This is a genomic window from Eggerthella guodeyinii, from assembly GCF_009834925.2.
GTDB classification, from domain to species: Bacteria; Actinomycetota; Coriobacteriia; order Coriobacteriales; family Eggerthellaceae; genus Eggerthella; species Eggerthella guodeyinii.
In genome coordinates, this window is record NZ_CP063310.1 from 4008652 (window position 1) to 4022136 (window position 13485).

General features: G+C 65.8%; 10 protein-coding genes and 1 tRNA gene. 5 read left to right on the plus strand and 6 right to left on the minus strand.

All coding sequences use genetic code 11. The features are described 5' to 3' along the window. Positions 1 to 152: 152 nt before the first annotated feature. The 5 genes from GS424_RS17190 to GS424_RS17210 all read right to left on the minus strand — a co-directional run bounded on the left by GS424_RS17190 (position 153) and on the right by GS424_RS17210 (position 6713). Entirely contained in the window at positions 153 to 2090 is a 1938-nt protein-coding gene (locus GS424_RS17190) for a serine/threonine-protein kinase (RefSeq protein ID WP_244977609.1), read from the minus strand. A gap of 67 nt (positions 2091 to 2157) precedes the next feature. After that, positions 2158 to 2793, minus strand: coding sequence for an IMPACT family protein (locus tag GS424_RS17195; protein ID WP_160940921.1), 636 nt, complete (start codon positions 2791 to 2793; stop codon positions 2158 to 2160). 105 nt (positions 2794 to 2898) lie between these two features. Beyond that, positions 2899 to 4476 carry an FAD-dependent oxidoreductase gene (locus tag GS424_RS17200; RefSeq protein WP_160940920.1) on the minus strand — a complete coding sequence of 526 codons (1578 nt, stop codon included), beginning with the start codon at positions 4474 to 4476 and terminating at the stop codon, positions 2899 to 2901. A gap of 70 nt (positions 4477 to 4546) precedes the next feature. Next, complete coding sequence (locus tag GS424_RS17205; protein ID WP_154332507.1) at positions 4547 to 5011, minus strand: hypothetical protein; 465 nt, start codon at positions 5009 to 5011, stop codon at positions 4547 to 4549. Between the two features lie 196 nt (positions 5012 to 5207). Then, the gene (locus tag GS424_RS17210) at positions 5208 to 6713 is read right to left on the minus strand and encodes a helix-turn-helix domain-containing protein (protein ID WP_160940919.1); all 1506 of its coding nucleotides are present in this window, start codon (positions 6711 to 6713) and stop codon (positions 5208 to 5210) included. A gap of 389 nt (positions 6714 to 7102) precedes the next feature. On the opposite strand from GS424_RS17210, the gene GS424_RS17215 reads away from it, so the two are divergent. Beyond that, entirely contained in the window at positions 7103 to 9577 is a 2475-nt protein-coding gene (locus tag GS424_RS17215) for a sensor domain-containing diguanylate cyclase (protein ID WP_160940918.1), read from the plus strand. A gap of 122 nt (positions 9578 to 9699) precedes the next feature. On the opposite strand, the gene GS424_RS17220 is transcribed toward GS424_RS17215, so the two are convergent. After that, positions 9700 to 9786 (minus strand) — tRNA-Leu (locus tag GS424_RS17220). A gap of 182 nt (positions 9787 to 9968) precedes the next feature. On the opposite strand from GS424_RS17220, the gene GS424_RS17225 reads away from it, so the two are divergent. The 4 genes from GS424_RS17225 to GS424_RS17240 all read left to right on the plus strand — a co-directional run bounded on the left by GS424_RS17225 (position 9969) and on the right by GS424_RS17240 (position 13469). Beyond that, a complete protein-coding gene (locus tag GS424_RS17225) occupies positions 9969 to 10673 on the plus strand; it encodes a response regulator transcription factor (RefSeq protein ID WP_160940917.1) in 705 nt (234 codons plus the stop codon). Positions 10674 to 10813: 140 nt separating this feature from the next. Then, positions 10814 to 11728 carry an ATP-binding cassette domain-containing protein gene (locus GS424_RS17230; RefSeq protein WP_244977610.1) on the plus strand — a complete coding sequence of 305 codons (915 nt, stop codon included), beginning with the start codon at positions 10814 to 10816 and terminating at the stop codon, positions 11726 to 11728. Positions 11729 to 11738: 10 nt separating this feature from the next. Further along, the gene (locus tag GS424_RS17235) at positions 11739 to 12587 is read left to right on the plus strand and encodes an ABC transporter permease (RefSeq protein ID WP_160940916.1); all 849 of its coding nucleotides are present in this window, start codon (positions 11739 to 11741) and stop codon (positions 12585 to 12587) included. 3 nt (positions 12588 to 12590) lie between these two features. After that, the gene (locus GS424_RS17240) at positions 12591 to 13469 is read left to right on the plus strand and encodes a sensor histidine kinase (protein ID WP_160940915.1); all 879 of its coding nucleotides are present in this window, start codon (positions 12591 to 12593) and stop codon (positions 13467 to 13469) included. Positions 13470 to 13485: the final 16 nt, after the last annotated feature.

A 13485-nucleotide genomic window follows, 5' to 3' on the forward strand; every position in this document is an offset into this window, starting at 1 on the left:
CCTAACCCGTAGGGGAAAGGAGCGCCAAGACTAAACCCAAACCGCCGAAGCGATCCGAGAGCCGTGGGGAGTCTAGCCTCCCTGCGGCTCGTCCTATTATACGCGCGGAGAAGCGGTGCGCAAGGCCGGGAACAACCCGCTCCGCGAATCCGCTACGCTTCTTCTGCGTAGCCCTCGTAGTCCTCGTCGTAATAGTACGGCTCGGGGACGAGGACGCACATGAGAAGCATCACCACGATGGGAACGATAGTGAACACGAGGTTGTTGAGCGACGGCATCCAGGTGGCTTGCCCCGAGGCGACCCAGGCGGCCAGCGCGATGCCCGCCAGCAGCAGGGCGCCGGCCACGAGCGTCCCCAGCACGGCGAACGCGCGCGTCGGACGCAGGCGGAAGGCCGACAGCGCGCCCGTCGCCGCAATCCAGCTGATCACGATGCACCACAGCGCGGGCTGCATCAACAGGCTGCCGAGGTCGGCCTGCATGTCGAGCCCCGCGGAGAACTGCCAGTTCGCCAACGCGTCCCATCCCAGTAGGCTGTGCGAGCCGCACGCAGCCAGCATCAGGCTGACCAGCAGCGAGAACGCCAACGCGCCGAACGCGCGCGCCGGCGGCAGGCAGAACCCCGCCACGAGCGGCGTCAGCTGGTTGCAGCCGAACGCGCCGGCCAGCGGCGGCACGAGCGTCGCGTTCGCGTCGGCGTTGCTCAGACGTCCGGTGAAGTACCACCAGGTCGCCGCCGCAGCCAACAGCACGATGCCCGCAGCGGGAGCGTTGCCGGCGACGAGCGTCGCGGACAGCGCGAAGTACGCCAACAGCGCGCCGAGGTGCGGCTTCAGCGCGCCCGCCAGCGTCACGAGCGCGAACAGCCCCCAGAACAGCGGGTTGGCGAACCCGCTCGTCTGCGGCAGATTCGTGAACGCGACGAACGCGACCGCCCCGCTGCCCAACGCGCCCACCGCGTGCGCGGCCACGGTGCGCTGCAGCGGCGTGATGCGCTCGCGCAGCGGCACGCGCGGGGTCGGCGGCTCTTTTTCCGCCTCGGCCTCTTCTTCCTCGTCGTCGGCATGGCCCACGATGACGGAGAGCTCGCGCACGCCGCGCTTCGGATCGCCCAGGAACGGCTCGAGCTCCTCTGCGAAATCGGCGACGGTGGCGTAGCGTTCCTCCCGGTCGGGGTCGAGCGCGAAGAAGATCACGTCGTCGATGGCAGGGTCGAGCCCGTCCCAGCACAGCGACGGCAGCACAAGCTCCGCATCTTCGATGACCGCCTCCGCGCGCTCGAGGTCGGGTGCCAGAAACGGGTTCTCGCCCGCCAGCATCTCGTAGGTGAGCGACGCAAGCGCCCACTCGTCGCAGCGCACGTCGAGGTTCTCCTGGCGCATCTGCTCGAGCGGCATGTAGCCGATGGTGCCGCCGCCCGCCGCGCCGTAACCGGACGCGTCGGCCAGCGTGGCCAGGCCGAAGTCGGTCACCTTCACCTGTCCCTGATGGTTGATCAGCACGTTGTCGGGCTTGATGTCGAGGTGGAGCACCTGGTTCGCGTGCGCAACCTCCAGCGCGTGCGACACCGACGCGAACACGGCGGCCGCCACGTCCAGTGTGAGACGGTCGGCGTGGCGATGCAGCAGGTCGGTGAGCGTCATGCCCTCGACGTATTCCATGATGAGGTAGGCGGTGGAATCCTGCACCTCGAAATCGTACACCGCGACGATGCTCGCATCCGACAGCATGGCGGCGGTGCGCGCCTCGTCCAACCCGGGGACATGCGCGAGCGAGTGCACGAGCGGCTCGTCGCCGATCAGGTCGAACACCGAGGTTGCGCCGTTTTCGCCGGCGCCGTCGGCAACGTCGTCCTCGCCGAACAGGGGATCGTCTTCCCACGGAAGCGGCTCGCGCGGCTGCTGCCGCACGGCGTTCGCCCCGGGGAGTGCCGCGCGCGCGGCGTCCATCTCGTCAAGCTCGATGCACTTGATGGCCACCCTGCGCTGGATGCGCGTGTCCCACGCCACCCGCACGGTGCCGAAGCCGCCGGCCTTCGCTTCGCCGACGGGCCGATAGCGGTTCAATATGAGCTGTTGATCGCGTGCCATGCGCCTATTATAGGGCAGACGGCCGAAGATGCCCATGAGGGCCATTCGAGACGCAGAATCGCGAGACCTAGAACGCAGCCTCCAGAGGATCGCTGACGCGCACGCGCTCGTGGCCGCGCTCGAGCTCGGTGATCTTGAGCAGCAGGGGCTCCTGCGTGCCGTCGAGCATGCGCAGGCGCAGGGTGACCGCGTCGTCGTACACGGTATCGAGCACCTTCGCGCCGCAATCGGCCGCGATGCGCATGAGTTGGTCGTACTTCCCGTACGCCGCGCGCACCTCGATGTCCACGCATCGCGACACCACCACGAGCTCCGCCGCCTCGATGCCCGCCTGCGTGGCCTGCGTGTATGCGCGCACGAGGCCGCCCGTGCCCAGCAGAACCCCGCCGAAGTAGCGCGTGACCACCACGATCACGTCGGTCAGCCCCGCGTGCTGCACCACCTCCAGCGTGGGCAACCCCGCCGTCTTCTGCGGCTCGCCGTCGTCGGAGTAGCGCACGCGCCCCTGCGCGCCCGCGCCGCCCGCGCGCAGCACGTAGGCGTACACGTTATGACGCGCCATGCGGTTGGCCGCGCGAATCTCCTCGAGGAAGGCCAGCGCCTCGTCCTCGGTTTCCACGTGGGCAAGGCTCGCGATGAAGCGGCTCTTCTTCTCTTCGATCTCGGCGGTCGCCCGCCCCGCTATGGTGGTGTAGGAAGTCATGGGAAAAGTGTAGCAGAAGAGCCCGGGCAGGGAGGGAGGCGCCCGGGCTCTCGGAACGGTTCGGGGTTCGTTGCGACGCCCCGCGCCGCAACGCTCGGCGCGCGTCTAGCCGGCGATTAGCTTGTGCGCGGTGTTCGCGGCCGTGCGGGCGCTGTTCACGCCGTGGCAGGTCATGGAGCCGTTGATGTCGATGCCGTACATGTTGTTGTACAGCATGCCGCCGTCGGCGCCCACGGCGAACAGGTTCTCGAACGCCTGGTCGCGGCCGGGCTTCTTCACGCGGAACTGGCGGTCGGTCTTCACGCCGCCGGAGTACAGGCCCTCGAGCGCACCGCGGATGAGCCCGCAGTAGAACGGCGGCGTGGCGATGGGCATGAGGTACTCGGGGTCCTTGCCGTAGTCGACGTCGACGCCTCCTTCGACGTTGGTGTTGTACTGCTTGACCTGGCTCAGGAACAGCTCCTTGTCGACCTCCATGATGTCGGCCAGCTCTTCCAGCGTGTCGGCTTTGTAGGCGTCGTCGCCCTTGGCGATCATCTCGTCCCACAGCTGCGCGCATTCCTCGTCGCCGTCGAGCATGTACTCGTAGATATCCTTGTCCATGATGCTCCAGCAGGTGCCGCCGGCCAGACGCACGGGCACGTGCTGCAGCTCGAAGTTGTGGGTGTACGTGGAGCACGCCTCGTCGGAGAAGCGCTCGCCGTTGATGTCCACCCACAGGCTCGGTCCGCCCCAGCACAGCTTGTCCCAGATGGGGCCCCACGGGCCGGCCGACCCAATGATGTTCGTGCAGCCGAACGCCGGCGCGCCGTGCTCGATGCCGCCAGCCTTGATCATCATGGTCACGCCGTCGCCGTAGTGGCCCGGCGTGCCGATGATGCGGATGTCCTCAAGGTCCACGCCCAGCTTGCCCATGCGCGCGGCGTCCTCACCGAAGCCGCCCGTGCTGATGATAACGGCCTTCGCGTTGATCTTGAGCGTGTCGCCGTACGTGTCGGTGGCGTACGCGCCGGCCACGTTGCCGTTCTCGTCCAGCACGAGGTCGCGGGCACGCGTGTTCAGGCGCAGGTTCACGCCGTATTCGGCCAGCTTCTTCTTCATGTACGGGAAGTAGCCGATGCCGGCCGCGCCGCCCTTGTACACGTAGTCGAAGCTGAACTCGGCGCGGTAGCGGCCCTGCTTGTACATCTCCAGGTACGCCGGGTCGAGGTCCTCGATGGCCTCGTACTGCACGCCGTTGTCGATGAGCCATTGCACGTTCTCGGCGGCGTGGCTGATCATGTCGCGGATGAACATCTGGTTCACCGTGTAGGACTGGGCGTCGGCCTCGTAGCGCACCATCTCGCCGAGCGTCGCCTCGCCCGAGTTGGGATGCAGGCCGTAGGCGTTCGTGCACTCGACGCCCGTGCCGTTGCCGCCGAGCGCCGACTGACCCTCGATCAGCAGCACCTTGTCGCCGTTCTCGCCCGCCTGCACCGCGGCCGCCGTGCCGGAGAAACCGCCGCCGACGACCAGGATGTCGCACGAGATTTCCTCGGTGACCTGGCTCGCCCAGTCGGTGTCCTCGTCGTCCTTCGAGCCCTTCTTGTCGGCCGCGTAGGCGACGCCCGTCGCGCTCATAGCCAGAGCCGCGCCCGCCATGCCGGCGCCCAGCAGGAAGTTCCTTCTGCTCAATTCAGTCATGTGAGTGTCTCACTTTCGTGTCGATGAATGAAAACGTGGGGGTGCGAAAGTATCCGCAGACCGCCGAGGCCTAGCGCTTCTTGAAGTCGCCGTCGGTGTACGTGATCGTCTTGCCGTCGACCACCGCTTCCAGGCTCTCGATGGCGTAGGTGTTGTCCTTCACGTTCTCATGCGTGGCGGCGATCTCGGCACCGGCGAACTCGGTGACCTTTACCTGCATCGTGAGGCTCTCGATGTCGAACCCGGTAATCTCGCGCAGATCGTCCACGTAGTCGGCGAACTTGGCGTCGTCGCTCGTAACCGTGATGGGGCTGTCGGCCTCCGACACGTCCCAATCAACCAGGGTCATCTCGTTCGTCGCCGTCTTCACGAGCGTCTTCGTCGTGGCGTCGGCCCCGCTCGCTCCCGAGCTGCCGGAGCCGTCCGAGCCGCCTCCACACGCCGCGAGCGCACCCAGCGACAGAACCGCGACCACGGCCAGCGCGAGCATCATCGACACGCGCTTCGCCTTGCTCCCTCTTGTGCGCATCTCCATCCCTCTCCCCTTCCTATTCGATTCGCCGCTGCAAGCCGGCCCCTTGCCAGCCGGCGGCTCGAGAACGATTGAACGCGAAGCGGGCGGGGATTTCTTCATCAGGAGCGGGCGTTTTGCGAAAATCACCCGTTTGTGATGAGACGGGCGAGCGAGGGAACCGGGGCATCGTCGAACGAGCGCGTCGGCCCGTCCAGGCTTAGGGCTGCTGGGGAAACACCAGGTCGAGCAGCTCCTGACGATTGTGGACGTTCACCTTGGTGTAGATGTGGCGTATGTGGCTCTTCACCGTGTTCTCCGACACGTGCAGGTGTTCGGAGATGTAGGGGCCGTTGCGCCCGGCAACCAGCAGCGACAGCACGTCGGTCTCGCGCGAGGTGAGGAAGAACCTCGACGACAGCTCCGCGATGCGCTGCGGCGGTAGGCCGGGAGCCGCGTCGTCGTCGCCCGCCGCGCGCAGCGACGCGTCGTCGGGCCGGTTGAAGTCGATCTCGTACTTGCTGAGGCTGTCCCACACGCTGCCCTTGCCACCGGAGAGCCCCACCGTCAGCAGCAGCAACGCGCTGCCGAACACGATGTACGACACGATGGTGCCGCCGTCCCTGTCCACGAACAGCCCCAGCACCGTGCCCAGCAGGATGCCCAGCTGGTCCACCGCGTACACCACGCAGATGATGCGCAGCAGCGACGTGCCCGACTTGTAGCTGAGCATGACGATGATGGTCCAGATGAGCAGGTCGAAGCACGCGTATCCCGTGAAGAACAGGCAGCCGGACACCAGCGAGCCCGGCGCACCCATCACCGCGAGCACGCCGCTGGCGATGAGGCCCACCGACATGGCCACGAGCGCCGCGCGCAGCATGAGGTACGGCCGCCACGAATAGAACAGGTAGCCCGCCAGCACCGCGAGGCTGGTGAACGCGCGCAGCGCCACCGTGATGTACTCCACGTACGCGCCCTGCATGCTCGGCATGAACATGGCCTGGTAGTTCGCGAAACCGAACGACGCGCTGATGGCCAGCACCATGAGCAGGAAGTAGCGGTCGCAGCCGAACAGCCGCCCCGCGCGGCGCACGCCGTCGGCGCATTTCTCGCGCACGCGGGCGATGGCCTCGAGCGTCGCGCGGTTCTGCCCGCGCACGAGGTAGACGGCGTAGCACAGCGCCGAGAACAGCGGCAACGACACGGCGAACACCACCGACGCCGTCGGGCGCAGGAACATCACCAGCAGGATGGCGACGATGTTCAGCGGCAGCGCGGCCGCAAGGTGCACGAGCGCGTTCGTGGTTCCCTGGCACGTGGCGATGCCGCCGGCCAGCACGGCCCCGACGCTCTGGTACAGCCCCACGAGGATGCCGCCGATCACAAGCAGCACGGGATCGGTGTGGATGCCGACGTAAATAAGCAGCGAGCCCAGGCTGCCGCACAAGAAGGAGCAGCCGGCGAACACTTTAGGGTCGAGCACCCGCGAGCGAACCGAGGCGCTTGCCGCCAACACGACCAGCAGCAGCGCGCTCGCGGCGAACGAAACGACGAACGGGAGCGCATCGACGGGCTTGCCCGCCGCCGAGAACAGCGCCGGGCTGAACGGGACGACGTCGAACCACGACCAGAAGAACGACGACACGAGCAGCGCCACCGGAGAGATATTGCCCGTGAATCTGTCGAGTATCTCGTTCATGGGTGCGAGTATAGCAAACGGCACTCGTGCACCAACACCTCGACACGCACGTCGCTTCTACTTTTCGTTGCACGATTTCTTTCCCTTCGGTTTTACGTTAGCATTCTATTGATCGGCACGCTCAGCCTGAACGGCGACGCATGCACCATATTTGAGGAGAGAACCGTGGCACACATCCCATCCAGGGAATTCGGACCCTCCAACCCCCGACGCATCCTCCCGCAGCGAGCACACGGAACTACGGTGCGCTTTGAGCGGGGGGGGGGCAGTTTTCCGGATAGATTCGTGATCGAAGCTCCTCAAGACGCCATAGGGCACGCTCGCAGTCGAAATGAACTGAGGAAGAGGCGATAATGGCGAGCGCGACACGACGACATAACGCGGGAAACCTGCTAGCTCGCATGCGAAAACGCGTGGGAAGCGGAAGCCTGCGCCCGAACAGCACCGAGCGCGAACCGCTCTCGAATCTTGCGGATCGACGCGGGTTCGTCAGCGCCGTCAAAGAGCTTCCCTGCGGCCTGGGGCTGTACCGCATCGAAGCGGACTCCATCGAGCTGCTCGACTTCAACAACGCCTACGCCCGCCTGTTCGGGATGGCCGCCGACGAATACGGCCGCCGATGCAGGCGCGATCCCATGACGCACGTCCTGTCGGACGACCGCTGGATCGTGGAGGCCGCCTCCGACCAGCTTCTCGCCGGGTCGTCGCGCGCCGAGGGTAGCATCCGCACCACGGGCGAGGACGGCGCCCAGCGCTGGCTCTCGCTGTCCGCCTCGCTCGCGCACCTCGAGCCCGACGTCGCGTACGCGGTGGTCACCGCCGTCGACACGACGGAGGACAAGGAGAAGGACCTTCGCTATCGGCAGCAAGCCGAGCAACAGCAGCAGCTGTACGAGGCCGTGCCCTGCGGCATCGTGAGGCACACGCTGGAAGAGTCGCCCCGCGTCGAGTCGGCGAATCGTGCCGCGTGCCGCATCCTGGGATTCGACACGTACGCCGACCTGCTGAACACCCTGTCGGCCGACGTGTTCGGCGTGATGGTGGGAAGCGGCCGCATGGCCGTGAAAGATGCCGTCGCCAGCTTGCGCGCGGGCGCGCAAGCGGTCCCGTTCGACACCCAAATCAAGCGGGCCGACGGAACCGTCGGATGGATCGAAGGCGTCATCTCGCTGACCACGACGTCCGACGGAACCGCCGTCGTGCAGAGCGCGTTCAACGACGTCACGCGGGAGCGGCAAGAATCCCACAAGCGCGAGCTGCAGCGCTTCACGTCGGTGCTGTGCAGCGTGTACGACGAGATCTTCGAGTTCAATCTGGAGCACGACACGTTCACGCTCTGGTTCACGTCGCAGGAGGCTATAGGAGACATCGAGGAGGTGCCGCTCGACGCCGCGATCAACCGCTGGTTCAGGAACCTGCCGCGCGAGGAAGACCGCGCCGCCATCCTCGCCGCCCTCGAAAGCTACCGCAACGGCATCGCCGAAAGCACCACGACCGTCACCTGCCTGTGCGTCACGGAGGAGCGCACCGTGTGGTTCGAGACAACGTTTTTGCGCATGTCCGACGCCACCGTGCTGTGCTGCAACAGCGACGTGACGCAGCGCAAGCTGGCGGAGGACGAGCACCTGTCGCAGCAGGTGAACGACGTGGTGGCGAACCTTCCCGTGGGCATCGGGGTGTACGACGTGGACAAGACGGGCGCGTACCCGCTGTACGTGAGCGACGCGGTGTGCGCGATGACGGGATCCACCCGACAGGACTTCGACCGCCTCATCGCCGCCCGCCGGCCGTCCGCGTCGGGCGGGGAGACGCGCGCGTTCCTCGCGGAGCACGAGCAACAGGACTGGTTCGACTTCTCCACCGAGCGGGAAGTCCTCCGACGGGGCGCGCGGTTCACCGCACGCGTGCAGGGCCGCGCCACCCGCATCGACGACGACACGGTGCGCGTGCACGTGGTGATCACCGACGTGGCCGACGAGGTGCGCGAGCGGAAGGAGCGCGCCTGGCAGAACGAGCGCTACCGCATCCTCAACGAGCTTACCCACGCGATCAGCTTCGACTACGACTCGCGCCGCGACGAGGTGCTCCTGTACATCGACCGCGACGGAGAGGGCGTGGAGGCCCAGCTCATCACCAACTACCTGGAAACGCTCGACGAGGAGCGCGTGGGCATCGTGCATCCCGGCAGCATCGAGACGGTCCGCTCCATGTTCGAGCGCGTGTGCGAAGGCGCCAGCAACGAGGTGGTGGAATACCGAGCCGACTACTACGGCACGGGGTACCAGTGGTACCGCGCGAACCTGTTCATCGCCCAGGACGGAAACGACGCGTGGCACCTCGTCGGGCTGATCGACGACATCCAGACGGAGCGCGAGCTGCGCCAACGCGCCGAGTACGACGCCGTCACCGGGCTGTCCAACTACGCGTCGACGCGCGATTTGGTGAACGACGCCCTTGCCGACCCGCACGTGCGCGCCCACAGCGTGTGCGCCGTCATCGACCTCGACGACTTCAAAGCCGTGAACGACAACTGCGGGCACCTGCAGGGCGATTGGCTGCTTCGACAGGTGGGCGACGCCCTGAGGGGCAACTGCCGCGAATCGGATATCGCCGGCCGCGTGGGAGGCGACGAGTTCGTCGTGTTCCTCAAGGGCATCAACCTGGAAACGGCGCTGCGGAAGCTCGCGGCCATGAGGAGCGCCGTGTCGAAGCTGACCCTGCAGCCCAAGCACGCGTCCGAATCGTCCGAACCCCTCGTCCCCAGCGTCAGCATCGGTGCCACTGCGACGCGTGCGGAAGATGCGGATTACAGCGACGCTTTCGCGCGCGCCGACGAGGCGCTGTACCGCGCGAAGCGCTCCGGCAAGAACCGGCTGCGCGTAGGCTAGGCCGGGCTCGGCCGCGGGCGGCGTTGGGCGGCGCCGGCCGCGTCGGCCGCGTGGGAGGCCCGAGACAGCAAAAACCCGCCGAAGACAACAAAAAACCCGCCGAAGCGGGTTTTCAATTCAAATGGTGCGGGTGAAAGGACTTGAACCTTCATGGGGTTGCCCCCATACGGACCTGAACCGTACGCGTCTGCCAATTCCGCCACACCCGCATTCGCTTTCCGACCTTGGCCGAAAGCAAGAATAGATGATACAGGACGATTGCCGCTGGCGCAAGGGGGGAAATCAAGCTTCCCGCAGTTTATTTCGAGCCGAGGCCGTCGTCCGGAACGACGGGAAGCGCTTCCCCGCTTCCCGTCGTTTCACCGCCCCTCCGTTCGGCTACAATGGGGGCATGGAAGATACCACGCGCATACTCGTCATCGAAGACGACATCGACATCAACGAGATGGTGGCCACTTCGCTGCGCAAGGCGGGCTACACGTGCGACCAAGCGTTCTCGGGAAGCGAGGCGCGCCTCTTGTTGCAGGCGGCCGCCGCGAACGGCGACGCGCCTTTCGACCTGGTGATCACCGACCTCATGCTGCCGGGCGCATCCGGCGAGGACCTCGTGCGCGAGATCCGCCTGCACAGCGACGCGCCCATCATCGTGGTGTCGGCCCGCTCGGGCTCGGGCGACAAGGTGGAGCTGTTGAAGCTGGGCGCCGACGACTACCTGGCGAAACCCTTCAACCTGGACGAACTGCATGCCCGCATCATCGTCCAACTGCGCCACGCCGCCCGCGGCACCGCTCGCAGCTCGGCAACGCTGCGCTTCAAAGACTGGGTGCTGGACACCGAGGCCCGCACCCTCACGGCCGCCGGCGCGCCCGTGAAACTCACGCGGCTGGAATACGGCATCGTGGAAACCCTGGTGCGCCGTCCCAAGAAGGTGTTCACCAAGCAGGAACTGCTGCGCTCGGCGTGGAACGACGAGTGCTTCGTCGAAGAGAAGGCCGCGACCGTGCACGTGAGCAACATCCGCAGCAAGCTGAAAGCGTCCGGCACCGACGGCTACCTGGAAACGGTATGGGGCATCGGATTCAAGCTGGCCGACTGAACCGGCCCGCAGCACGCGACGCAGACGACGCGGGGCAACTTAACTATTTCTTAACCATTTCAAGGCGATTCGCTGAACACCTTTTCCGTATCGTGGAAGACGTGAAGGAACCAACCAAGCGATACTGAAAGGAGCGGAACGTGAACAACGTAGTCGAGACGCACGGGCTCATGAAAACCTTCGGCAGCAAGACAGCCGTCGATCATTTCGACATGCACGTCCATCAGGGCGACATCTACGGATTCGTCGGGCGCAACGGAGCAGGCAAGACAACGGTGATGAGGATGCTGGCAGGGCTTGCCGCCCCCACCGGCGGCGAAGCGCGCGTATTCGGCGCCGCGCCGCAGGAAGCGGGAGCTTCTCGGCGTATCGGCGTGCTCATCGAGTCCCCCGGCCTGTACGGCACCATGAGCGCCTATGACAACATGATGCTCAAGGCGCTGGTGCTGGGGCTCGTGAATCCGAAGGATCGCGTCCGCGACCTGCTGGCGTTCACGGGCCTGGGCACGGTGGGCTCGAAGAAGACCAAGAACTTCTCCATGGGCATGAAGCAGCGTTTGGGTCTGGCGCTCGCGCTGCTGGGCGACCCCGACCTGCTGTTGCTGGACGAACCGCTCAACGGCCTCGACCCCGAGGGTGCGCGCGAGATTCGCCAGCTCATCATGCGATTGAACGTCGAGCGCGGCATCACCGTGGTGGTGAGCTCGCACGTTTTGGAGCAGCTGGGAAAGATGGCGACGCGCTACGGCGTCATCCGCGAAGGCCGCATGGTGCGCGAGATGACCGCCGCCGACGTGGAGCAGGAGTGCAGCGACTTCCTGCGGCTCGACGCCGCCAACCCGACGCTCGCCCTGGCGGTGCTGCAAGAACGCTTCCCCGAGCTGCGCTTCCAGTCCATGCCCGACGCGTCCATCCGCGTGTTCGGCACGGTGGATGCAGGGGCGGTGGGTGCGGTTCTGAACGAGAAGGGCATCGCCGTTCAGGGCCTGTACGCCCACAAGCGCGATCTGGAAGAGTTCTTCGTTGAGATGATGGGGGCTGAGTACCGTGGTTAATATCTTGAGAATGGATCTGTACCAACTGATCCACGGGAAATCGTTGTGGGTATTCCTCGCTATCATCATCGGCATGGCCGTCATCACGACGGGTATGCTGCACTACACGACAAGCCCCGAATTCCTGGAAGCGTTGGAAAACGGCAGCGCTACGGTGGGAGTGACCGTCGGCATCAGCGATCCCACGGCGATTACCGACGATTACACCAGCGCGACAACGGCTATGCAGGCACTTGTCACCGGCACGACGCAGATTGCCTTCATCGGCAGCATCTTCATCAACGGCGGTGCGCTGGCCACCATGTTCGTCATCTTCATCTCCATCTTCCTGGCATCCGAGTTCGAGAGCGGCTTCAGCAAGAACGTGTTCACCGCACAGTCGAATCGGTTCGTGTTCCTCGGCGCGTGCGTCATCGAAATCATTCTGCTGGCGGCCGTGTTCACGGTGGTTACTGTTGCAGCAGTGCTTGCAGCGGCGGCAGTTGCCGGATTCGCTTTCGAGGCTACTCCCCTAGCCGACCTGCTCCTCTGGTTCGGTCTGGTGACGCTTATTCTTGCGGCCTTCGGCACGGTGACCGGGCTGTTCGTGTGGCTGACGCGCAAAATGGTGGTGGGCATCGTGGCTGGCTGCTGCTTTGCAACCGGCCTGGTAACCACCATCGTCCAAGGCGTTCTGCTGCTGTTCCCGAAATTCGCCGATCTGGCCAACTACACGATGTACACCTGCATGGCTTCGCTTGGCAAGGGCGTGAACCTGGACGGGGGCTTGAGCGCAGTCCACATCGCAGGCGTGGGAATCGTGTTCATCGTTGTTGCGGCAGCCCTCTCCGCGGTCGCCCTCAAGAAGAAGGACATCTAGATTATGGCCGCCGCAGTCGCACTGCTTGCGCTTGCCGTCGTCGTGCTGGCCGTTCAGCTCGCACGCTCGGAACGGGAGCTGCGCTCCATCGCGCGGTTCCTGGTCGATCGGGATACGCTGAGCAACACCCGCGTCACGGTATCGGTCCACACGCGCGGGTTCGTGCGGCTGGGGCAGGCCATCAACCGCCAGATCGACCGCCACCAGGGCGAGCGGATCGCCGCGGAGGAGAACAAGCGCGACCTGCGCCGCGGGCTCACGTACCTCTCGCACGACATCCGCACGCCCTTGTCCGGAGCGCAGGGCTACGCCCAGCTTCTGGCCGACGAGCAGGACGAGACGGAGCGCGCCCGCTACCTCGACGTGGTGGAGCGCAGGCTGGACGACGTGAGCGGGCTGCTCGATCAGCTGTACGCCTACGCGCAGGTGCAGGATCCGGACTACCGCATCGAACGGGAGCGCGTCGACGTGAGCCAGGTGCTGATGGAATCGCTCGCCTCGCTGTACGCCCCGTTCAAGGAGCGGGGGTGGACGCCCGACATCCAACTCGCGGACGCGCCGCTGATCGCCCTTTCCGACGGGGATTCGCTGGGGCGCATCTTCCGCAACCTCGTCGTGAACGCGCTGCGCTATGGCAGCGAGGCGCCGCGCATCGTGCAGGGAGGGACGGCCATCACGTTCTCGAACCGCGTGGCAAACCCCGAGGCCATCGACGCCGAGCGGCTGTTCGAGCGCTTCTACCAAGGCGACGCCGCACGTGCGGGCGATGGAAGCGGCCTGGGGCTGGCCATCGTCGCCCAGCTTGCCAAAGCGCTCGACATCAAGCTGGCCGCGCGCCTCGAGGTGGACGTGCTGTCCATCTCGCTGGAGTTTGCCGGGTAGGCCCATGCCCTAGGCC

Excerpts from the sequence above, each read along its gene's own strand:
- GS424_RS17195 (WP_160940921.1), bottom strand. The coding sequence starts at position 2,793 with ATGACTTCCTACACCACCATAGCGGGGCGGGCGACCGCCGAGATCGAA.
- GS424_RS17205 (WP_154332507.1), bottom strand. The coding sequence starts at position 5,011 with ATGGAGATGCGCACAAGAGGGAGCAAGGCGAAGCGCGTGTCGATGATG.
- GS424_RS17200 (WP_160940920.1), bottom strand. The coding sequence starts at position 4,476 with ATGACTGAATTGAGCAGAAGGAACTTCCTGCTGGGCGCCGGCATGGCG.
- GS424_RS17240 (WP_160940915.1), top strand. The coding sequence starts at position 12,591 with ATGGCCGCCGCAGTCGCACTGCTTGCGCTTGCCGTCGTCGTGCTGGCC.
- GS424_RS17235 (WP_160940916.1), top strand. The coding sequence starts at position 11,739 with ATGGATCTGTACCAACTGATCCACGGGAAATCGTTGTGGGTATTCCTC.
- GS424_RS17225 (WP_160940917.1), top strand. The coding sequence starts at position 9,969 with ATGGAAGATACCACGCGCATACTCGTCATCGAAGACGACATCGACATC.
- GS424_RS17190 (WP_244977609.1), bottom strand. The coding sequence starts at position 2,090 with ATGGCACGCGATCAACAGCTCATATTGAACCGCTATCGGCCCGTCGGC.